Consider the following 20,565-nt stretch of genomic DNA (forward strand, 5'->3'; position numbering starts at 1 on the left):
CAAGCAATTGCCTTCTTGCTTCAGATTCATCAGCGCTGAAGGGGCCGCCACAGGCGGTAATAAAAAAGCAGATAAATATCATTGCGTATATTTTCATGCACACAGGCCTAACGTTTGGTTAAGGGGCCGGCTTTAGCCGGTCCCGAGTGAGCGAAGCGAACGACTTGAACCATTTGTTAGAGCTGGGTGTGTCAAGGTAAAGCCTCGCTCGGTGGGCTGAAAGTGGAATTAATATTAACTCAATAATTAATGGATATACAGTTGAAAATACTTGATTTAAATTTACGAAATTAAGTGCATCGATGCTAAAAAACAAAACAGGCATGTATATTGCCAAGGCGGCAAGTGGCGCCAATTTCTTATAAATGTATGCAGCTGGAAAAGCTATGATTGCTGCGGCAAGTGATATAAGAATAAGATTCTGCGCAACAGATGAAAGTAAAATATATGTCATTGAGCTATTGGTGAATGAAGGGAATAAATTCATTATTGGCAGAACAGCAAGTGTAGAGAAGCCGCCGAAAAACACTAGGGCAAAAGCTGGTAAGAGTAATGCTTTTAGTAATAAAACTAGAATATGCACGGAATTTCTCCTTGTGCTCTAACGTTTGGTTAAGGGGCGGGCTTTAGCCTGTCCCAGAGAGCGAAGCGAACGATTTGAACCGCTAGTTAGGCATCATGGCTAACTGATTGTAAGAGCCTAGCTTGAAAATTTGTTGCCAGCATTCGATCTACTGCGGTCAGAGATTCTATTGCTTGTTGAGGATCAAATGTGCGCCCTTGCAGTATGACGTCAGCTTGATTATGGAGAGCATATGCCAAATGGGCTGCAGCTTTCACCGCCGGATCAGGAGTGTCGTCGCTACCTAAATGATGGGCGAGCAATTGCCGGATTTCGTAAACGGCGAAAGCCAACAATTAGTTTTGCGTAACGTCCATGCAAATGTATCTCCATGGTGCCTAACGTTTGGTTAAGGGGCGGGCTTTAGCCCGTCCCAGTGAGCGCAGCGAACGGTTTGAACCACTTGTTAGGCTTTGTACGTAGATCTATTTGATAGTGATCTCACGAAAAATAACCTTTGGCTCGCTGTGTGCTGTTGAGTATACGGTTAGCTTGATTCCTGGATGTTTGATTTTTTCGTTTGCAGACATAAGAGAAGTAACTATTGCTTCAACTAATTTCTGGTCTTTGGTGTTATATAAAAATAAACATGTAAATTCATTTCCGCAATCGTTCCAGTATGGCTTTTCAATTTGCGGGTTTTCTTCTGAATTGTTTTGATAGTTTTCGATTGCTTCTATTGCAGCTTTTGCATAAATACGACCCTCTTCTCGGTACGGATCACCACACCCTAAAAGACCCAATGTAGTAATGGTGATTATGAGAGTACGCAATTTTGATTTCATAGGCCTAACTATAAATAGACACCACTTGGTGTCGTAACGTTTTACGGGTGTGGTGGATAACATTCTTGTCCAGTTGCGGTGCGCCGTCTAGGCTAAGGTTCGCCGCTATAATTTTGCAGGACAGGGAGTTATGCACCATGGACGGAAAGCCTCGGTTACTCGACCAAGTTCGCGAGCAAATTCGCTTGAAACACTACTCGATTCGTACGGAGTACGTCTATTGCGAGTGGGTAAAGCGGTTTATCCGTTTTCATAGTTATCGGCACCCGGAGGAGATGGGGGCTGCTGAGGTCGAGGCATTTCTTTCAGATTTGGCAGTACGCAAGAATGTTTCAGCTTCAACGCAGAATCAGGCGCTTGCTGCGCTGCTATTTCTGTACAAGCAGGTCCTGCAATTGGATTTGCCTTGGTTAGGCGAGGTTGTCCGGGCAAAAAAGCCAAGCCGTTTGCCCGTTGTGTTGAGCCTGGCAGAGGTGCAGCAGATTTTGGCGCAACTGGATGGTGAGATCGCTTTGGCAGCCAATCTGTTATATGGCTCAGGTATGCGTTTAATGGAAGTAATGCGGTTGCGGGTTAAGGATGTCGATTTCATGCGAGGGGAGATTCTGATTCGCGATGGTAAGGGCATGAAGGACCGCGTGACAGTTTTGCCTCGTTGTTTGGTCGAACCCTTAAAGACGCACCTGACGTTGGTCAAAGCTCGTCATAATGCGGAGCTGAAGGAGGGCAGGGGTGATGTTTACTTGCCCTTTGCGCTTGAGCGCAAGTACCCAAATGGCCCTTGGAGTTGGGCTTGGCAGTATGTGTTTCCCGCTGCTGGCTTGTCAGTTGATCCGCGAAGCGGCAGGGCCCGCCGCCATCATCTGGACGAAAAGCGTGTGCAGCGTGCGTTCAAGGCGGCTATTAAGCGTACGGGTATTGTGAAGCTCGCTACACCACATACGTTAAGGCATTCCTTTGCCACCCATCTTCTGGAGAGTGGCCAGGACATCCGTACTGTGCAGGAGTTACTTGGCCATGCGGATGTGAAGACGACGATGATTTACACCCATGTCCTGAATCGTGGTGGGCTTGCGGTTTTGAGCCCACTGGACCGTGCATAAAAAAGCCCTGCATTGGCAGGGCTTTTTATTGAGCGATATGCGAGCAGGGCCTTAGATCAGCTCGGCCCACATGTCGTATTCATCGGCATCGACGATGCGCACGCGGACTTTTTTGCCTGGATTGACGTCGGTGCTGGCTATAAACACGCTGCCGTCAATTTCCGGTGCGTCGGCGTAGCAGCGAGCGACTGCGCCCTGGTCGTCGACTTCATCGATCAGTACATCCATTTCCTTGCCGACCTTCAGTTGCAGGCGCGCGGTGCTAATGGCTTGCTGGTGGGCCATAAAGCGGTCCCAGCGATCCTGCTTGACGTTATCCGGTACCGGATTGTCGAGTAGATTGGCGTGTGCCCCTTCTACCGGCGAATACTGGAAGCAGCCAACACGGTCGAGTTGGGCTTCGGTCAGCCAGTCGAGCAGGTATTGGAAGTCTTCTTCGGTTTCGCCGGGGAAGCCGACAATAAAGGTCGAGCGGATGGTCAGTTCCGGGCAGATCTCGCGCCAGTTCTTGATGCGTGCCAGGGTCTTGTCTTCGAAGGCAGGGCGCTTCATGGCTTTCAGCACTTTCGGGCTGGCGTGCTGGAAGGGGATGTCCAGGTACGGCAGGATCTTGCCAGCGGCCATCAGCGGAATCAGCTCGTCGACGTGCGGGTAGGGGTAGACGTAGTGCAGGCGGACCCATACGCCCATGCTGGAGAGCGCTTCGCACATTTCGGTCATGCGAGTTTTTACCGGCTGACCGTTCCAGAAGTCGGTTTTGTACTTCACGTCGACGCCGTAGGCGCTGGTGTCCTGGCTGATTACCAGCAACTCCTTAACGCCGGATTTGACCAGGCGCTCGGCTTCGCTGAGCACGTCGCCAACCGGGCGGCTAACCAGTTTGCCGCGCATGGACGGAATGATGCAGAAGCTGCAGCTGTGGTTGCAGCCTTCGGAAATCTTCAGGTAGGCATAGTGGCGCGGGGTAAGTTTGATGCCCTGTGGAGGGACTAGGTCGATCAGCGGGTTGTGGTCCTGGCGCGGCGGTACGACGTCGTGCACGGCGTTGACCACTTGCTCGTACTGCTGCGGGCCGGTAACCGATAACACGCTGGGGTGCACGTCGCGGATGCTGCTTTCTTCCACGCCCATGCAGCCGGTGACGATCACCTTGCCGTTTTCCTTGATCGCTTCGCCAATCACTTCCAGCGACTCGGCTTTGGCGCTGTCGATAAAGCCACAGGTATTGACCACTACCACGTCGGCGTCCTGATAGGTGGACACCACCTCGTAACCTTCCATGCGCAGCTGGGTCAGGATGCGCTCGGAGTCCACCAGTGCCTTGGGGCAACCGAGTGATACAAAGCCGACTTTCGGCGTGGCGGGGGTGGACATGGCGTTAACCTCAGGCGTGTACGGATGGATGCTGGGCGCTTGGCGCGCCTCTGATCAAAAAGTGCGCAATTCTAGCGGTGGCGCTGGCAATTGACCAGCGCTGAGCGTCGCCTTGGCCATGGCGTTGTCTGTCGTAGCCGAGATGCGTCTCGCGAATGAGTGTCGAGGCTGTAAACGATGACTTACCTCGGGTTAGGTCGGGTCGCAGAGACCAAGGCTTTGCTGGGCTGGAGTCTTTAAATGGGGCACAAACAAAAAGGCCACTCGATTGAGTGGCCTTTTTGAGTATCTGGTTGCGGGAGCCGGATTTGAACCGACGACCTTCGGGTTATGAGCCCGACGAGCTACCAGACTGCTCCATCCCGCGCCGACCATTCTATAGAGAAATCGCGTGCTGTCAACAAAATAGTGTTTTCAATCAAATGCTTAGGTTGTGCGGGCGACAGCAACAAAAAAGGCCACTCGATTGAGTGGCCTTTTTTGAGTATTTGGTTGCGGGAGCCGGATTTGAACCGACGACCTTCGGGTTATGAGCCCGACGAGCTACCAGACTGCTCCATCCCGCGCCGGCCATTCTATACAGGAATGGTGCTTTGTCAATTGATTAGTGGTTTTTAATCAATAACTTAAATCGGTTGGGCGGAAATGCAAAAAGGCCACTCTGTTGAGTGGCCTTTCTGAGTATCTGGTTGCGGGAGCCGGATTTGAACCGACGACCTTCGGGTTATGAGCCCGACGAGCTACCAGACTGCTCCATCCCGCGGCGCCAATTCTAGCGTCTTAAAGCTGCTTGTCAACCTTGAAGTGGCTAGAAGTTGTTTTTATTCAGTTGGTTAGTCGTGCGCTGATTGGTTTTGCGCTGCAGGGGCCTGTGCTAGAGCCTGATGGGACGGACAGGTTTACTTTCGGCGTAGCCCGTAACCGGGCTGTTGGGCTAGAGTCCGTGCCCATTGAAAGGGAGAAATGTTATGAGCGTTGAATGCAAGGCCTGTGGGGGCCATGTGCCAGCCGATTCCAAAATCTGTCCAGGTTGCGGTGCCGCCGTATCGGCGAAGACCAAACTGGTGCCTTTGGCTGCGTTTATGCTGATCGTCATCCTGATTATCCAGTCTTATATGGACAAGCCTGAGGATGCTGCGAGCGAAGCCAGGCCCGCGGCACCTGTAAGCTCAGCCGAGCAGTAGCAGCAGGATTGGTGGACTTGGTGATGAGCAGTCGTAAGATCATCCACGTTGAAAATGATTGGGGTTCTTTGTGGTTTTTTTTCGTTCGAAAAGTGGCCGCAGGGCCCGCCATATAGGGCTTTTGCGTTCGCCTTGGTTCGCTGGCGTGCTGTCGCAATCGCCGCGAAAGCGGGTATTAAAGCGGGGTATATTTCAGCCCTAGGTAATACCCGCTATGCCCCTCACAGATTTAGCAATACGCCAGGCGAAGCCTGGTGACAAACCCCGCAAGCTGTCGGATGAGCGTGGCCTCTATATAGAGGTGCGTCCAACCGGCGGGAAGTACTGGCGATACCGGTACAAGATCGACGGGGTTGAAAACGTGTTTGCTATAGGTGAATACCCAGAGCTGGGCCTGGCAGATGCCAGGGCCGAGCGTGACCTGGCTCGGGCTTTAGTCAAGCAGGGGCGGCATCCTGCTCATCTGCGTCGAGCAGACAAAGCACGGCAGATCGCCGAGAACGGTTCCTCTTTTAAAGTCGTCGCCCTTGAATGGATTGGCACCAAGTCCAAGGCTTCCGAGTCCTATCGGCGGCAGCTGACAAATGCTTTCACAAACAACCTGTTCCCCTACATAGGCAAGATGCCGGTGCGTGAGGTGTCCTCGGCTCAGCTGCTTGAGTGCCTGCGGCGAATGGATAAGCGAGGGGCGACGTTCTACGCGATCAGCCTGCGCAACTGGATTTCGCAGATGTATCGCTACGCGATCCGGACTTTGCGTGCTGAAAATGATCCGGCGGCGGCGCTGGTCGGAGCGTTTGAGAGAGGCCCCGTGAATCACAGTCGGCCTATGAGTGCCGAGATGATTGGCGAGTTCCGGCGAAGCCTTAAGAAGTATGCAGGGTTTCGTTCGAACACCATTGCGCTTGAGCTGTTACAGCTACTGTTTCTGCGCACGTGGGGTAAGTATGAGCCGACTTGATCTGCTGCCGGGCGCTGGCCCGGTTCTCTCTCTGCGTCACGCGCTTTACCGCGTCGGGCGCGACCACAAGGGCGGCATTGGTGCCCTGGCCATCGATATGTTGTTGGACCCGGTAACCGGGTACGACACCCTCCAGAAGAAGCTGAACCCGACCGAGGATCGCCGCTGGCCGAATCCGGACGAGCTTGAGGACATCATCCGCCTAACTGATGACCCGCGCCTGCTGGACGCCCTGATGCGCCCGGCGGATGCGGTGTGGTTCAAACCGGTGCCGGTGACGGCGACCAACGATGCCTTGAAAGCTCTGGCCGAGCTGATGACGCGGCAGGCCGAGTTTGTGGGCAGCCTGCACGACGGCTCTGCGGACAACCACTGGAAGCCGCACGAGGTGGAAGCTTTGAAGCACCACGGGCATGAGGCGATCCGCAAGATTCTCGGGATTATCGCCGGTGCCGAGCAGGCAATGGAGGGGGAGGATGACGGCGTTAGTCGGTAATCAGCGTTTTCAGGTCCGTCAGGACTTCCTTGAAAATACGACTAGCTTCTTTGGGGGTCTCATGTTCAATGTAATGACTGAAGAATCCTCTCGCTATGTAGTGAGAAATTCCAATATTTATCTGCGTTTCATTGAGGCCTTTGCTGGGAGGATATTTCACAGGGTCAATATACTCAGTTGTAATTTCTTCTTTAGGGTCACCATCCGACAACTCCCATCCGGCTCGCATTTCCTCAAGCATTGTTTCAATGTGTGCAGTGAGGTTTGCAATTTTTCTGAAAATAACTCCGTCTCCGATGATCACATTATTGAACTGAGAAATGCTTTGAAGTTGTCTTTTCAACAAAGTGATTTGGGTTCGAATGTCGGATGCTTTGGAAGCGTATCGATCCCAGCCTTCTGCAGTGTGTCCGACCTTGGGGCGCCAGTTTTCAGGAAGAGATGTTTTGCTCTTAAGCCCGCTAACTGCGTTGAGCCGGATGAAGTCGAAGTGTTCGTTGATTTGAAGCAACAGGCTGTGAAGCATGCGGTAAACCCGTTGGTCTGCCTCTGCCTGTTTTTGGATGCCATTATTTATCGAAAGTCGGTTCGCCAAAATAACCGTCAGTGCAGAAGCAATGATAGCTACGGCGCTACTCGCTGCTTGTACCCCCGACGCCCAATTATTCGAGTCGGAATATATAAAAACCATTATGAAAGGAGTTGCGAGGCCGAGGAGCAGGATAAAAATAATAAAAAACAAGTCGATATCTGCGATTGTGTTGGGTTGTCTATTCATAGAAATATTATTCGCTTGTTCTCAATTGCTCCTTTTCATGAAGTGACAAGGAGTCGTTATGTCTATGGGGGCCGCTAATAAGGTAATGGCAAACTGGGCACGGCGCTATATCGAAGTGTTTGGCATGGCCCTGGTGTCGATCGAGCCGGGCGGATACATCACTGATGCCGATGCGGCAGATGCCTGGTGGACGAAGCACCCGAACCACAACATGGGCGTGGTGCTTGGCCCGAGCCGGGTGTGCTCGCTGGATGTTGACCATGTGGAGTACTGCCGCCAGGTGATGCTGGATGTGCTGGGCATCGACCTTGATGCCTTGGCGGTGGCTTACCCAACGCTGGTGGGTAACCCGGCGCGCTTTCGCATCATGTTCAAGATGCCCGAAGGGTTGGACTTTAGCCGGCACTCGCTGAGCTGGCCCAACCCGCTGGACCCGGACGGCAGCAAGCATAAGCTGGCCACTGCGGCGCTGAAGCAGGCGCGGGACACGGGCAACAAAGAGCAGATCACGGCCATGCAGGCCCGTCAGAAGGAGTTCTCGCCGGTGACGGTGTTCGAGCTGCGGGCTGGGGCGGTGCAGGATGTGTTGCCGCCTTCGATCCACCCGGACACGGGCAAACCCTACCACTGGCGCAACCCGCCCACCGATGGCCTGCTTGAGTTGCCGAGCGACCTGGTGAAGACCTGGCAGAACTGGGACATCTTCAAGCGCACGGCGCTAGAGGCCTGCCCGTGGGCACCGGCAGCAGCGAAGCCGCCGGCCAAGGTTAAGAAAAACTCGCCACCTCGGTTGCCGGCCGGGGATCACCCCTCCGTGATTGACTCTTTCAACCGTGCCACGGATATCGAGAACCTGCTGCAGCGGCATGGGTACGCCAAGCGCGGGCGCAAGTGGTTGGCACCGCAAAGCTCCACCGGGTTGCCGGGGGTGAATGTGGTGGATGACAACGGCGAGCAGCGTGTGTTCTCGCACCATGGTTCCGACCCGCTGGCCAATGGGCATATGAATGATGCGTTTGATGTGTTCTGCATCCTCGAGCACAACGGCGACTCGGCAGCCGCAACACGGGCGGCGGCGCGTGAGCTGGGGATGGAGCACAAGCGCTCGGCGCCACGACCACCTGAGCCACCACCTGTGGGTGATCTTCCCCAGGCCCCAACTGAACCTGAGGCCGGCGGCGAGCCCGGCTGCTCCGACAACGGGGGGCAGGGGGAGGGCTTGAGCCTCAAGGGCCTGTTACGCCGTTATGCACTTGTCGAAGGCACCACGCATGTGTGGGACATCGACAAGGCGAAGAAGATGAAGCGGGCGGCTTTCGAGGCGCACGTGGGCAAGGAAAAATTCAAGGAATGGAGCGCCGTCACTGACGCGACGAAAAAGCGGGTGAGTGAGGAGTGGGTGCGCGATATCGAGCAGGCGCGGACGATGGCTGGCAAGGCGATTGGCGATATCACCATGCCGCCGTTGGTGCGTTATGTGTACATCGATGGCACCAAGGATGTTTGGGATTACGCGAAGAAACGCCGGGTGGCTGAAGGTGCCGTAAAGATGGCGCTGGGTGATGCTTACAGCCTGTGGCTGAACAGCCCGGAGCGCCGTGTGGTGGATATGAACCACATCGTGTTCGACCCGTGCATGCGGCATGACCCGAAGGTTTACATCAATACGTTCGAGGGTTTGCCGCTTGAGCCGGCGGGTGATGTTGCTGCGTGCGCGAACTTGATCTGGCTGATTTCCTTCCTGTGTAACCACGATGAGAAGGCCAATGAATGGCTGACGCGCTGGCTGGCTTACCCGCTGCAGCACACGGGCGCGAAGATGGACACGGCGGTGCTGATGCACTCGATCATCGAGGGCTCGGGTAAGAGCCTGTTGTTCTCGGTGGTGATGGGCCTGCTGTACGGGCAGTACTCGGCCACGGTTGGGCAGACGCAGCTTGAGGGCAACTTCAACGCCTGGCAGAGCGGCAAGCTGTGGGCGGTGTTTGAGGAAGTAGTGAGCCGCGATCAGCGTTACAACCAGGTGGGTAAGATCAAGCAGCTGATCACCGGGCAGACGGTGCGCATCGAGAGCAAGTTCGTGAACGGTTGGGAGGAAGCCAGCCATATGAACGCGGTGTTCCTCTCGAACGAGATCATGCCGTGGCCGATAAGCGACAGCGACCGACGCTTTCTGGTGATGTGGCCCGAGGAAAAGCTGCCGGCCGAGCGCCAGGTGGCAATCAAGCATGAGTTGGCCAGCGGCGGTGTTGAGGCGCTGTGCCGTAAGTCCCAAGCCACCCCGCTCGGGCACCTGCAAACCCCGCCCTTGTGGCGGGGTTTTCTTTTCCGATTCCTCGGGCGCTGATAGCGACCGGGCTCAGCCCGTCGCAGCGGGCTTTTTCTTGGCATCTTGGGAGGCCGCATGACGCACGAACAACAGCAGGCGCTGGCTGACCTGCCTATCTGGGTGGTGATCGTGATTGCGGTCGTTGCTGGCTTCAGCGGCGAGATGTGGCGTGCTGACCGCGATGGCCTGCGTGGTTGGCCCTTGGTATACCGCGTGATCTTGCGGGCCGGTGCCTCGGTGGTGTTTGGCCTCTCGACATTGCTGCTGATCTGGGCAGCAGGCGCGCATGTGCTGGTGGCTGCGGCCATCGGCTTTGTGGTCGCCACCATGGGCGCAGACGTGGCCAGCGGTTTGTACGAGCGTTGGCTGGCCAAGCGTGCCGGAGTATGTGAGGTGCCGGGTAAACCGGAGGCGGATGGTTGATCCTCCGGCGGGTTTCGTTAACTGCTAGCCACAGGCTTAAGCGCTGCAGTGCAGCCGTTAAAAGTGTTTATGTTTTCGATGATGTCTGGGAGCTTTTTGGCGAGAGCAGTAGGCTCGAAGATGACCTTGGTATCTTTAACCTTAGAATTAAACATTATTGCATTTGCCTCTCCATCTCCGGGGTTGCCCTGATTGAAAGCCTTCAGTAGGTCTCCGGGTGAAACAGACAGTTTCGATATTGTTTTCAGGGTGTCGTCAATTTTGAATGCTGTCTTGTTTACTTCGCTGATTTCGTATTTGTAGATTTCTAGGTTGCGTTTATGTGCCTGGAGGTGGATTGACTTGATGAATTTCAATGCCGAGAGTTTGGCGTTTGCGTCATCCTCGGCATTCACTGCTGCAGTTACGAAAGTTGTTGCTGTGAACGGATCCAATTGTGCAGCTACTAAATTCCGAGAGTAGAGAAGACCTGTAAGGGTGCTTTCCATTGTCTGGGTAGTTGCGATTTCATCGGTGATGTTTTGTACGGTGACGCCTTCGAGCAACTCGGCAAGTGTGGTCATGTGTATGCCCGAGCAGAAGGAGGCTTCAGCTGAGTTGAAGTAAATCGCTCGCTGGTCTTCCGGTTTAAAGTATTGATTGGCTCCAAAGCCCAGACCAAGTAGGGCTCCGGCCCCTTTGTACAGTTCAGAGTGTGAGTTGGTGAGCGCACCGCCACTTGCAAGCGCAATCGCAAATGCTGCCAGCCCATCGGCCTTCACACCGAAATCAGAGGAGTCGTCTGACGATTTAGCTTTGGCCGATGCATTACTGAAAAATGTGGTGCTGGCCTTCTTTGCGAGTGCGGATGGTGAGCTATTGGGCTCTGGAATTGGAGTGGAGGCAAACGCATCAACTGCCCTGGGCTTTTGTGTGGGGGCTGTGCCACAGCCGGCAAGAGAGATTGCGGCGAGTACTGTTACGAAGGCTGTAGGTTTCATTTCCCTTCCTTGGTTTTATTTTGGTAACGCTGATTGTAGCCAAATGCCATCATTTGCAAGTGGCATCTCATTCATACCCAACTTTAGTCGCGAGCCTCGTAATGGCTTTGGGGGTGTTAGCGTGAAAGGCAGGATCACCTCTGACGGGTTGGATGACGCACTGGCGGCGCTCGCTAGGCTTGGCGATGGCTTGGCCCCGCGCGCGTTGGCGGATGCGTTGAACCATACGGCCAACCAGGCACGGCAAGCGCTAAAGGCTGAGATGACCAGCCATGCAACCTGGTGCCGTGCCGGCTACCGGCTCGCCAGCCGCTGCTGGTGAATGACCACTGGCGCCAAGCGCTGGATGAGTCTGACAGTGCGCTGGTGAGTTGTGCGGCGCAGGTGGTGCGCTGTATTGAGCGGGGGAGGGTGCAGTTAAAGCCATGAGCTTCACCGAACAACGCCAGCCTCTGCCTGCCGAAATGCTGAAATCCATGGCGAAAGGCGAAGTAGATACCCAGGCCGTTCCGGCGCAGTTGATGGCGGAACACCGGTAACTGGGTGGGATTTGCCAACATTGCGGAGGCCTGGTATTTGAAGCCTTTAATGTAAAGGCCCGGTGCTGGGCCTTTAGGAGCCGAATTTAGAACCGAGCCTCTGTTTTTGACCGATTCTGTTGAAAAAGTCCCGTCGCTTTTTTGCCCACGAAAGAGTGTTATCGAAGTTGAAATCTGGTTCGCTCAGAAGACGGAACTGTATTGGTTTCTACGTAGCAACGCCGGAACCGAGCGATTTGTGAGCTGCCGAAAAGCAGCTATCTCAGAACCGACTTTTTCAACAGAATCGACCCAAGACTACCTTTTGCAGCAGCTAGGTGCCGGCCCACCTGACACCCTGAGCCGAAAAAGTCTGAATACCCTGCGGGGAAACTGACCCCCTAAGTATCTTTAGAGCAAGGATAGGTAAGTTAATCCGCCAGGCTTATAGCCAGTTTTTAATGGTCTTTAGTATTTAATATTAATCCCAGCTCTTCAGTGCCCGACCAGCAACTGCCTTCTCCTTTTAATGAGGGGGCTGACTCAATATAATTATTTATTCTGGAGGGAAGGTTTCGAGTGTAATCATCTGCCTCAATTACTACTTCCTTATTGTTTTTTATTGACAGTAGATAGCCACATAGGATTTGCTCATGCATGGTTACGGCTTTAGTGTTTTCCCCTTTGCGCATCAACTCCAACCCCCCGAGTATTAATGTTGCATTCATAATTGTGCGAGATTGAATTTCTTTTGAATAAAAGTTTTCAGCTTCAGTATGGGTAATGCGCCCACCTAGAGCATACCCAAGAATCAAACATGACAACGAAGATAAAGTTGCAAATAAATAAATTTTCTTCACGGTTTTTCTCTCACGTGGCTGGGCATGACAGCCCTTGCTGAGGGTTTGGATTGAGAAATCCAAAGTATTTATATTTAGGCTCCGCCATACATTTATCCTTGCAAACACTTGCTAAGACCCCAGGCCCGGTACAGCAGGCAATGCATCCTTCGAATGCTGGAGATAGCGTGCACTGTCTCAAACCAGGCGGGAGTTCTGGAGGGAGCTCAGTCGGCAGTTCAGGAGCCTCAATGTCTTTATCACAAAGCCACTGCAAGCCTATGGGCCAGCCACAGCTTGGGTCATATAGACCTTTAGGATCTGTTTTATTTAAAGGGTTTCCGCCAACATACCCAAACGTGTTTGGCCCGCCCGCCAACCCAATCGGATCACTTTCAACATACCGCCCCGTCTCGGGGTCGTAATCGCGGAAGTAGTTGTAATGAAGTCCACTTTCCTGATCAAAGTACTGCCCAGGGAAACGCAGGTTCATTGCTAAACTACCGCTGGCTTGTCCTACACCGAACGCATCCGACTGCCACTGCCAAACATTCTGCTGACTTTGGTTAGTAGCCATACGCGGCGTGTTCAAGTGATCACTGTGCAGGTAAAACGGCTCGCTGCTAGCAATAGCACCTTGAGCATCAAAAGTAATACTCACGCCACCCAGCGGCATACTGTCGAGCCAGATGTAGTACTGAGCGCTAAGTTTGCTGCCTTGGCTGTTGAACTGCTGCTCTCCCAATAGCTGACCATCAGGCCCGTAGAGGAAAGTGGTGGTGCCTTGCGAACTGATCTTGTGGGTGCGCTGACCTAAAGCGTTGTAGCGGAATTCCGCTACGGTGTTGCCACTGAGTTTTACGCTGGTAAGGCGATTCTGAGCGTCATATACCAGCTCACGATTAGCACGGTCTTGAGTCAGGTTGCCAACTGCATCAGTGCTAACTGCCTGCGCATCAATCTGAGTCAGGCGGTTGCTGTTGCTGGCGTACTGGTACGTTTGCTGTGCGCTGGTCTGCGCTTCACCATTAGCGATAGGCGTGATGGTTTTGCCTGTGCGATTGCCTACGGCGTCGTAGCTGTAGGTTTGCTGTCGATCTGCGCGCTGCTCAGCCGTTAGACGGTCAAGGGCATCGTAGCTGTAGTTAAGGTCACCAATCAGGCTGCTGTTCAGCGTGGTGATGTTGCTGTTGGCATCGTAGCCGTAGGTACTGTTCCAGCCACCTACGGTTTGTTCGGTCAGACGGTAATCCTGATCATAGCTACGGCTGAGGCTCACACCATTGGCCCAAGTGAGGCTTTTTAGTGGGCCAAAAGGCAGGTAGTTAATGCCGCTCGCAAAACCACTTGGCTGACCGCTGCCGACTTGCAATTGCACCTGGCTGACCTGGCCGGCGGCATTGCGCGGGTAGAGGATGCTGATGCCTTGCGGGTAGTCGATGCGGGCCAGCTGGTTGGCACCATCATAGGCGTAGCCGAGGCTGTCGTAGTGATCGCCGCTGGTGAGGGCTACCGAGCGCAGTTGCCCGATCAGGTTGCCACGCTCGTCATAGCTGTAGCCGAACACACCACTGGCATCCTGCACGGCAGTAAGGTGACCAATGCCTTTGTTGCCATCGGCCGCCATGTCGTAGTGGTACTGCACGTTAAGTGCTGGGTTCGCCGGATACTGGCGAGCGGTCAGGCGATTGAGTGCGTCATAGGTGAAGGTGGTGACCACACCACGCGCATCGGTTTTGCTGATGACGTTACCGGCTGCGTCATGGCTAAAGGTGGTGGTGCCGGTGTCCGGGCTGATTTGCTTGGTGAGATTACCGAAGCCGTCGTACTGGTACTGGGTGGTAACGCCGCGCGGGTCTTTGACCTGGGTGAGTTTGTCCTGTGGGTTGTAAGCCAGGGTGGTGACGCCGTTGAGTGGGTCGGTGCTACTGACCACGCGATCAAGGGCGTCGTAAGCCTGGGTGGTACTGTGCTGTTTAGGGTTGGTACTGACCGTCTGGTTGTCGTTGAGGTCGTATTGGTAGGAGCTGGTCTGCCCAGCGGCGCCGACCGAACGCAGCAGGCGACCGAGCTCGTCATACACCCAGGTTTGCTGCTGAGTGAGGCTGCTGGAAGCATCTTTGAGGCGTTGAGCGGTGTAGTTGCCCATAGCGTCGAGGCTGTACTCGATGGCTTCGCCAAGGTTGTTGGTGATCTTGGTCATGCGGCGCGCATCGTCCCAAGTGTAACTCAGCCAACTGCCATCGCCATTGGTGACCTTGGTGATCAGGCCAACGGCGTTGTAGTCAAAACTGGTGGTGCTTCCAGCGGTACTGGCCGAGGCTAACCAGCCTTGTGTGGTGTAGGTGAGACTAGTTTGCACGCCGTTGGAGTCAATCAGACTCTGCGGGTTGCCGTAGCTGTCGAAATTAGACAGCTGAGTGATATGACCAAGGGCATTGGTGACGGTGGTCAGGTGGCCTTGAGCGTCATAGGCATAGGTGGTGACATCTTGCACATCAGTGCGCGGGCCATTGGCTGTTTCGACCAAGCCAAGGCTGTTGTAGGTGTAGCTCCAGTTGCGTTCAGTAGCCTGAGCACACGACCACACAAAACTGCCGGTCAGCGCAAGCGAAAGCAGGCTCACGCGTTTTACAAATAGATTCATCATCAGGTCCTTCTGCTCTTAGCGCTGCGTCACGGACTGGCTTAACTGCCGGCCCTGTGCGTCGTAGGTGTAGGTAGTAATACGGGTAGGCTCGGTGACCGTAACAGGCAGGAACAGAGTTGGGTGCCAGTCAGTGGTTATAGTGCGCGCTTGTGCCGTGCCAACGGCTTCGGTGCGAGAGACCTCTAAACCACGGGTGTTGTAGTCGTAGGTTGTTAAATGACCTTTGTTATCCGTCTTAGTTTTGAGCAAGCCACGGGCGTCATAAGTGAAAGTCGAGTTGCTCATAGCGCAGCTGCCTAAAGCTTCGCCTTCGATGGCACTAACTCGCCTGACGCCGTCGATGGTCACAAAGCGGTAGGTCGACTTCTTACCAAACTCATTGGTGATGGTGCTAGAGCCATCGGTGTTGTAAGCAATATCCGTATGTTCGACGCCGCCAGCGTGCTCACTGGATGTAGCACGACCTTGCTCATCGTAGGACCAGGTGGCATAACGCACGCCGCGCTCATCTGTGATACCGGTCAGCAGGTGAGGTTTATCGGCTAGTTCGTAATGAAATAGTTTCTGCTCAGTTTGTTCGCCTCGGGTGCGAGTGAGTTTAATTAAACGCTTACTGGCGTTGTATTCATACTGAATAGACAGCCCGGAGGTGTTCATTGTTAATGGTTGATGCTGGGCATCTTCGGTAAAACTCAAGCTCTGACCGGACTTGTCGCTGACCGTGACCGTGCCATCTGCGTAAGTCAGTAGATGCTCAGCCCCGGCGGTATTAGCCCAGCGGGTTAGCCGACCTGTAGCATCAAAACTATAGGTATCGTTGTTCTTGTCGACATAGAGCCAGCTTTCACCAACTTTAGTTAACCGACCTAACTCTGTAGGTAAGGCTGTTACTGTAGGCGGTGTCGTAGCATTGTTAACGGTAAAGATAATCTCACGACCATCGGCCCTAACCAGTGCAAGCTTACTACCGAACAAACGTAGACGGGTTGAATGGTTGTGCCGCCATAGGCCATCGAGACTGTTATAAGTGCGCGCAAACTGCAGGATTGATAGACCACTACCTGTCGAATCTATTTCTTTTTGAAATTTATTACCATTAGCCGCATTTATAGGGTTCCCACCAACAGCTTTTGGGCATGTATCGGGATCGCCCTTTCCTGGATCGCTGGCGCATTCGGTGGTTGTTGGATTGTAAGTTAAATTATTCCAACAGGAAGTACCACTGCGATGAACAGATGTTGTAGATGGGAGAAGTGTGCCATTATCCGCGCGATAAGTTAACTTACAAATAACACGACGCTCATCATTTTTAGGCGGGTTATAATGACTCAATATAAAAGGAGATATCCCGACAAGAGCGGTATGTCCATGGTGAAAAAATTTAACATAGGCAGTGCATGCCGCATCCGCTGAGGGATAAGTACCGCCCAAATTGCTATGAGTCCAATAATAATCAACCGCGCCGCTCTCCGACGCATAGAAAAAAGGTAAAAATGATGCAACTAAAAGCAAGCGCATTCTAGTTAATTTTTCATAAGCGCTTAATGGAATAGCGCGTAGGATTGCGTCGTTAGTATGGCTATGTGGGTTGCTCATCAAATCCCTCTGCTTTTAGCGTTGCGTCACGGACTGGCTAAGCTGCCGGCCCTGTCCGTCGTAGATGTACGTAGTAATACGGGTAGGCTCGGTGACCTTGGTGCGCAAAAACAAAGTGGGGTGCCAGTCAGTGGTGATAGTCCGCGCTTGTGGCGTGCCAGCGGCTTCGGTGCGAGCGACCTCTAAACCACGGGTGTTGTAGTCGTAGGTTGTTAAATGGCCTTTATTATCAGTCTTGGTCTTAAGCAAGCCACGGGCGTCATAGGTGAACGTCGAGTTACTCATAGGGCAGCTGCCTAAAGCTTCACCTTCGATGGCACTAACCCGCTTGACGCCGTCGATGGTCACAAAGCGGTAGGTCGACTTCTTGCCAAGCTCATTGGTGATGGTGCTAGAGCCATCGGTGTTGTAAGCAACATCCGTATGTTCGACGCCGCCAGCGTGCTCACTGGATGTCGCGCGACCTTGATCGTCATAGGACCACGTGGCATATCGCACGCCTCGCTCGTCTGTAATGCCGGTGAGCAAAGCGCTGTTACGCGAGTCTTCGTAGTGGAACAGGCGGTGCTCGATCTGGCCACCACGGGTCCGCGTCAATCTACTTAGACGGTTATCGGCGTTGTAGTCGTACTTTATCGTCAGTCCGGCGGCGCTCAGGGTCAGTGGCTGATGGAAGAGGTCTTCAGTGAAGCTCATGCTGTAGCCCAGGTTGTCAGTGACGGTGACCTGACCATTGGCATAAACCAGTTGCTGTTGTGCCCCGGCGTTGTTGCTCCACTGAGTCAATCGACCACCGGCGTCGAAGCTGAAACGCTCACTGTTTTCGGCTATGTAGAGCCAGCCATTATTGGCTAACTTTGACAGACGTCCTAACTCTGTAGCCGATATCGGAGTTGACGTTGAACCGTTGACAGTGAAAAGAGACTCACGTCCATGAGCCATGACTAAGAGGGCAGTGACACCGTTAATGCTTTTTTCGGTCGTAATGTAAGTTGAATAGTTATGTCGCCATAGGCCGTCGAGACTGTTATAAGTTCGAGCAAAATCTAACGGAAAGGCGCTGCTTCCGAAGTGGTCAGCTTCTACTTGGAATTTGTTACCATTAGTTATGTTTATTGGATTTCCCGCGCACCCCAAAGACGGTGGTGGTCCTTTTTCACCTTCCACGCATTCGCCTGTTGTCGGATTATAAGTAGAGCCAGGAAGACAGGAATCGCCAGAGCGCGTTATAACTGTCCCAGTTGATGGCGCCGGCACACCGTTTATGCTTTTTTTAACAAGGCAATTAAAGATTTTTTCACTCTGAGGGGAAATTGACGGCGAAAAAAACCTTATGCTAGTAGAAGATACAGATTGCAGGTAGTCGCGATGTGCATCGCATGCTTGGGATGGCGAAGAAAAAGGCCCATAGGGTTTATGCGACTGTTTCCAACTGTATGTCGTGGCATTTGCGCTAGACATATAAAAGAGTATGGGCAATAAAAGCAACAGAAAGAGCCAGTTGCGCTGGCTTCCTGAAGCTGGCTTTGTAGGGTGGCGACTCTGCACGCGGTAAACCGCAACAAGCATATCCTTACTCATCTTCAACTTCCTTAAAGTCTGTAGCCCGCAATGCGTTGGTCAATAGAGCTATCTTGATTGGAATATAGACAGAGGAGGATGCACTCTGGATATTCGGACAGCTATCAAGCAGTAATAAAAAGCGGCCTGGCGGATTCGTCATTGATCATTGAGCGGTCCGCTGCGGCTAGCGTGCGCGGCGCAACCTTGCCAGCAAAACGGCTAAGGGTCAAAGGCTGGGGGCGGGGCGCTTACCGTTTCAATCAGTCCAAGGCTGTTGTGGTGTAGCTCCAGTTGCGTTCAGTGACTTGAGCACAGGGCGCAAACAAGCTGCCGGCCAGCACAAACAGCAACAGGCTCACGTGTACATCGATATGTTCATCGTCAGGTCCTTCTGTTCTTAGCGTTGCGTCACGGACTGGCTTAACTTCCGGCCCTGCGCGTCGTAGGTGTAGGTAGTAATGCGGGTGGGTTCAGTTATCGTGACAGGCAGGAACAGAGGCGGGTGCCAGTCAGTAGTAATGGTGCGGGATGAGGCCGAACTTTACCTCCAGGTGGGAGCAGCTTTAGAGGGTGAAGGCGGGCTAGGTGAGCGTGACTATTCGCACCGAAACTGGGAGATACACTGGCCAGGGCAGGTCTGCGCGCTCATGGTTGCGACCTTGTTATATTTATGACAATGAACGACAGCTTTGCTCAGCGCATCCAGATACCTACTCTGGGCCGTGCCGTGTTGATAAATCGCCACAATTCAATTGGTTTGGCCGAGCAGCCGCCCAGCAATATTGCAGTGGCTGCTAGAAGTACTATCGCACTGAGATTCATGTTGGCACCAAAGTAGCGTTTCAGTTGGATGACGAGGCGAAAGGGCGGGGCGTGACGGGCCCGAGCTGTAACAATTTCTGTACCATTCGCGGCATGGGCTAGCGTTTCTGGGCTCCGCCCAGTATTCACTCGCCATTCAAGGTCGGTGAAACGCCTATCTAATTGCCTGTTATACCGGGCCTTTTACTAGTTAGAAAGTCCGAATGACCAGAATCTGCGTAGGTATCATTGTCTGAACTGTTTGCCGCCTGTCTGAAAGCAAAAAGTGATTCAACGGCAATTTGTCAGGCAGTAGCAACAAGATTAAATAGCGGGTATCGGGGCGGGTATTAAATGAGCTTTATAAGTTTATTGCTATGAAAATCAGCGACTTATGACGCAAAGGAAAATCGTCCACGTCGATTGCGACTGCTTCTATGCGGCAATCGAGATGCGTGATGATCCGAGCCTGGCCAGCAAGCCTTTGGCGGTCGGTGGTTCAGCGGATCGGCGCGGGGTGATTGCCACCTGCAATTACGAGGCGCGCAGTTATGGCGTGCGTTCAGCCATGGCTTCCGGGCAGGCGCTTAAATTGTGTCCGGATCTGGTGATCGTTAAGCCGCGGATAGAGGCTTACAAGGCCGTTTCGCGAGAAATTCAGGCGATCTTTCGCGATTACACCGAGCTGATCGAGCCTTTATCGCTGGACGAAGCCTACCTCGATGTAACCGACAGCCCGCACTTTGCCGGTAGCGCCACGCGCATCGCTCAGGATATTCGCCGCCGCGTCTCGCAGGAGCTGCATATCACCGTCTCGGCGGGGGTGGCGCCGAACAAGTTCCTGGCCAAGATCGCCAGCGACTGGAAGAAGCCTAACGGTCTGTTTGTGATTACTCCAGATCAGGTTGAGGACTTTGTTGCCGCCTTGCCGGTGAGCAAGCTGCATGGCGTGGGCAAGGTCACGGCCGACAAACTTGGGCGCCTGGGCATTCGCACCTGCAGCGACCTGCGCGAGTGGAACAAGTTGGCCTTGGTCAAGGAGTTCGGCAGTTTCGGCGAACGTTTGTGGGGACTGGCGCGCGGGATTGATGAGCGGGTCGTGCATAACGACAGTCGGCGTCAGTCGGTCAGCGTAGAAAACACCTTTGACAAGGACTTGCCGGACCTGGCCGCCTGTCTGGAGCAGTTGCCCGCGCTGCTGGAGCAACTGGCTACGAGGATGGCACGGCTGGATGCGAGTTATCGGCCGGACAAGCCCTTTGTCAAAATCAAGTTCCATGACTTCAGCCAGACCACTCTGGAGCAGGGCGGGGCGCGGCGTGATCTGGAGAGCTATACACGGCTGATGAGCGCCGCCTTTGCCCGTGGCAACAAAGCCGTACGCTTGCTTGGTGTCGGTGTGCGCTTGCAAGATCTGCGCGGCAAGCACGAGCAGTTGGAGCTGTTTGCGTCCTGACAGCGTTGTGCAGAACGACATGTATAAAAAATGACCGGGAGTCATTTTTAACGTCGCGTAGTGACGGCCCGCAGGGTGGCCGCCATGGGTGGCAGGCCATAAAAAAG

The 20,565-nt window shown here is 53.6% G+C and carries 15 protein-coding genes, 3 tRNA genes and 1 pseudogene; 6 read left to right on the forward strand and 13 right to left on the reverse strand.

The window, feature by feature from the left end; all coding sequences use genetic code 11:
- Positions 1-118: 118 nt before the first annotated feature.
- Together AACX99_RS20595 and AACX99_RS20600 are read right to left on the reverse strand one after the other, a co-directional pair.
- Positions 119-583 carry a hypothetical protein gene (locus tag AACX99_RS20595; RefSeq protein ID WP_339414292.1) on the reverse strand — a complete coding sequence of 155 codons (465 nt, stop codon included), beginning with the start codon at positions 581-583 and terminating at the stop codon, positions 119-121.
- 464 nt (positions 584-1,047) lie between these two features.
- On the reverse strand, positions 1,048-1,407 hold the full coding sequence (locus AACX99_RS20600; protein ID WP_339414293.1) for a hypothetical protein: 360 nt from the start codon (positions 1,405-1,407) through the stop codon (positions 1,048-1,050).
- 137 nt (positions 1,408-1,544) lie between these two features.
- Here AACX99_RS20600 and AACX99_RS20605 point away from each other — a divergent pair, with 137 nt between their 5' ends.
- Positions 1,545-2,510, forward strand: coding sequence for an integron integrase (locus tag AACX99_RS20605; RefSeq protein WP_339414294.1), 966 nt, complete (start codon positions 1,545-1,547; stop codon positions 2,508-2,510).
- 51 nt (positions 2,511-2,561) lie between these two features.
- Here the strand turns inward: AACX99_RS20605 and rimO are convergent, their stop codons facing one another.
- From rimO to AACX99_RS20625, 4 genes are all read right to left on the reverse strand, one after another.
- The gene (gene rimO / locus AACX99_RS20610; protein WP_339414295.1) at positions 2,562-3,884 is read right to left on the reverse strand and encodes a 30S ribosomal protein S12 methylthiotransferase RimO; all 1,323 of its coding nucleotides are present in this window, start codon (positions 3,882-3,884) and stop codon (positions 2,562-2,564) included.
- Positions 3,885-4,174: 290 nt separating this feature from the next.
- A tRNA-Met gene (locus tag AACX99_RS20615) sits at positions 4,175-4,251 on the reverse strand.
- Between the two features lie 122 nt (positions 4,252-4,373).
- Positions 4,374-4,450, reverse strand: a tRNA-Met gene (locus AACX99_RS20620).
- A gap of 120 nt (positions 4,451-4,570) precedes the next feature.
- Positions 4,571-4,647 (reverse strand) — tRNA-Met (locus tag AACX99_RS20625).
- Between the two features lie 635 nt (positions 4,648-5,282).
- Between AACX99_RS20625 and AACX99_RS20630 the strand changes: the two genes are divergently transcribed.
- Positions 5,283-6,029: a tyrosine-type recombinase/integrase gene (locus tag AACX99_RS20630; protein WP_339414296.1), complete on the forward strand. Its 747-nt coding sequence runs from the start codon at positions 5,283-5,285 to the stop codon at positions 6,027-6,029.
- The gene (locus AACX99_RS20635) at positions 6,016-6,525 is read left to right on the forward strand and encodes a phage regulatory CII family protein (RefSeq protein ID WP_339414297.1); all 510 of its coding nucleotides are present in this window, start codon (positions 6,016-6,018) and stop codon (positions 6,523-6,525) included. Before AACX99_RS20630 ends, AACX99_RS20635 begins: the two co-directional genes overlap by 14 nt.
- On the opposite strand, the gene AACX99_RS20640 is transcribed toward AACX99_RS20635, so the two are convergent.
- Entirely contained in the window at positions 6,515-7,303 is a 789-nt protein-coding gene (locus AACX99_RS20640) for a hypothetical protein (RefSeq protein WP_339414298.1), read from the reverse strand. The two genes, AACX99_RS20635 and AACX99_RS20640, sit on opposite strands and share 11 nt — an antisense overlap.
- Before the next feature lie 58 nt (positions 7,304-7,361).
- Between AACX99_RS20640 and AACX99_RS20645 the strand changes: the two genes are divergently transcribed.
- On the forward strand, positions 7,362-9,650 hold the full coding sequence (locus AACX99_RS20645; RefSeq protein ID WP_339414299.1) for a DUF5906 domain-containing protein: 2,289 nt from the start codon (positions 7,362-7,364) through the stop codon (positions 9,648-9,650).
- A 57-nt stretch (positions 9,651-9,707) separates the two neighbouring features.
- The gene (locus tag AACX99_RS20650; protein WP_339414300.1) at positions 9,708-10,055 is read left to right on the forward strand and encodes a phage holin family protein; all 348 of its coding nucleotides are present in this window, start codon (positions 9,708-9,710) and stop codon (positions 10,053-10,055) included.
- Positions 10,056-10,072: 17 nt separating this feature from the next.
- Here the strand turns inward: AACX99_RS20650 and AACX99_RS20655 are convergent, their stop codons facing one another.
- From AACX99_RS20655 to AACX99_RS20680, 6 genes and pseudogenes are all read right to left on the reverse strand, one after another.
- Positions 10,073-11,035, reverse strand: a complete 963-nt coding sequence (locus tag AACX99_RS20655) for a hypothetical protein (RefSeq protein ID WP_339414301.1) — start codon at positions 11,033-11,035, stop codon at positions 10,073-10,075.
- A 976-nt stretch (positions 11,036-12,011) separates the two neighbouring features.
- Positions 12,012-12,413: a hypothetical protein gene (locus AACX99_RS20660; RefSeq protein WP_339414302.1), complete on the reverse strand. Its 402-nt coding sequence runs from the start codon at positions 12,411-12,413 to the stop codon at positions 12,012-12,014.
- Positions 12,414-12,423: 10 nt separating this feature from the next.
- On the reverse strand, positions 12,424-15,039 hold the full coding sequence (locus tag AACX99_RS20665; RefSeq protein WP_339414303.1) for an RHS repeat-associated core domain-containing protein: 2,616 nt from the start codon (positions 15,037-15,039) through the stop codon (positions 12,424-12,426).
- A gap of 18 nt (positions 15,040-15,057) precedes the next feature.
- Positions 15,058-16,638 carry a DUF6531 domain-containing protein gene (locus tag AACX99_RS20670; RefSeq protein WP_339414304.1) on the reverse strand — a complete coding sequence of 527 codons (1,581 nt, stop codon included), beginning with the start codon at positions 16,636-16,638 and terminating at the stop codon, positions 15,058-15,060.
- 15 nt (positions 16,639-16,653) lie between these two features.
- On the reverse strand, positions 16,654-18,219 hold the full coding sequence (locus AACX99_RS20675) for a DUF6531 domain-containing protein (RefSeq protein ID WP_339414305.1): 1,566 nt from the start codon (positions 18,217-18,219) through the stop codon (positions 16,654-16,656).
- Between the two features lie 379 nt (positions 18,220-18,598).
- Positions 18,599-18,739: pseudogene (locus AACX99_RS20680) on the reverse strand (hypothetical protein); the annotation flags it as partial.
- Between the two features lie 657 nt (positions 18,740-19,396).
- On the opposite strand from AACX99_RS20680, the gene dinB reads away from it, so the two are divergent.
- Complete coding sequence (gene dinB, locus AACX99_RS20685) at positions 19,397-20,458, forward strand: DNA polymerase IV (RefSeq protein ID WP_339414306.1); 1,062 nt, start codon at positions 19,397-19,399, stop codon at positions 20,456-20,458.
- Positions 20,459-20,565: the final 107 nt, after the last annotated feature.

Origin of the sequence: Pseudomonas sp. EA_35y_Pfl2_R5 (assembly GCF_963970805.1) — a bacterium.
Classification (GTDB): Bacteria; Pseudomonadota; Gammaproteobacteria; order Pseudomonadales; family Pseudomonadaceae; genus Aquipseudomonas.

Excerpts from the sequence above, each read along its gene's own strand:
- AACX99_RS20640 (WP_339414298.1), bottom strand. The coding sequence starts at position 7,303 with ATGAATAGACAACCCAACACAATCGCAGATATCGACTTGTTTTTTATT.
- AACX99_RS20605 (WP_339414294.1), top strand. The coding sequence starts at position 1,545 with ATGGACGGAAAGCCTCGGTTACTCGACCAAGTTCGCGAGCAAATTCGC.
- AACX99_RS20645 (WP_339414299.1), top strand. The coding sequence starts at position 7,362 with ATGTCTATGGGGGCCGCTAATAAGGTAATGGCAAACTGGGCACGGCGC.
- AACX99_RS20655 (WP_339414301.1), bottom strand. The coding sequence starts at position 11,035 with ATGAAACCTACAGCCTTCGTAACAGTACTCGCCGCAATCTCTCTTGCC.
- dinB (WP_339414306.1), top strand. The coding sequence starts at position 19,397 with ATGACGCAAAGGAAAATCGTCCACGTCGATTGCGACTGCTTCTATGCG.
- AACX99_RS20600 (WP_339414293.1), bottom strand. The coding sequence starts at position 1,407 with ATGAAATCAAAATTGCGTACTCTCATAATCACCATTACTACATTGGGT.
- AACX99_RS20650 (WP_339414300.1), top strand. The coding sequence starts at position 9,708 with ATGACGCACGAACAACAGCAGGCGCTGGCTGACCTGCCTATCTGGGTG.
- AACX99_RS20635 (WP_339414297.1), top strand. The coding sequence starts at position 6,016 with ATGAGCCGACTTGATCTGCTGCCGGGCGCTGGCCCGGTTCTCTCTCTG.
- AACX99_RS20665 (WP_339414303.1), bottom strand. The coding sequence starts at position 15,039 with ATGAATCTATTTGTAAAACGCGTGAGCCTGCTTTCGCTTGCGCTGACC.
- AACX99_RS20630 (WP_339414296.1), top strand. The coding sequence starts at position 5,283 with ATGCCCCTCACAGATTTAGCAATACGCCAGGCGAAGCCTGGTGACAAA.
- rimO (WP_339414295.1), bottom strand. The coding sequence starts at position 3,884 with ATGTCCACCCCCGCCACGCCGAAAGTCGGCTTTGTATCACTCGGTTGC.
- AACX99_RS20675 (WP_339414305.1), bottom strand. The coding sequence starts at position 18,219 with ATGAGTAAGGATATGCTTGTTGCGGTTTACCGCGTGCAGAGTCGCCAC.
- AACX99_RS20670 (WP_339414304.1), bottom strand. The coding sequence starts at position 16,638 with ATGAGCAACCCACATAGCCATACTAACGACGCAATCCTACGCGCTATT.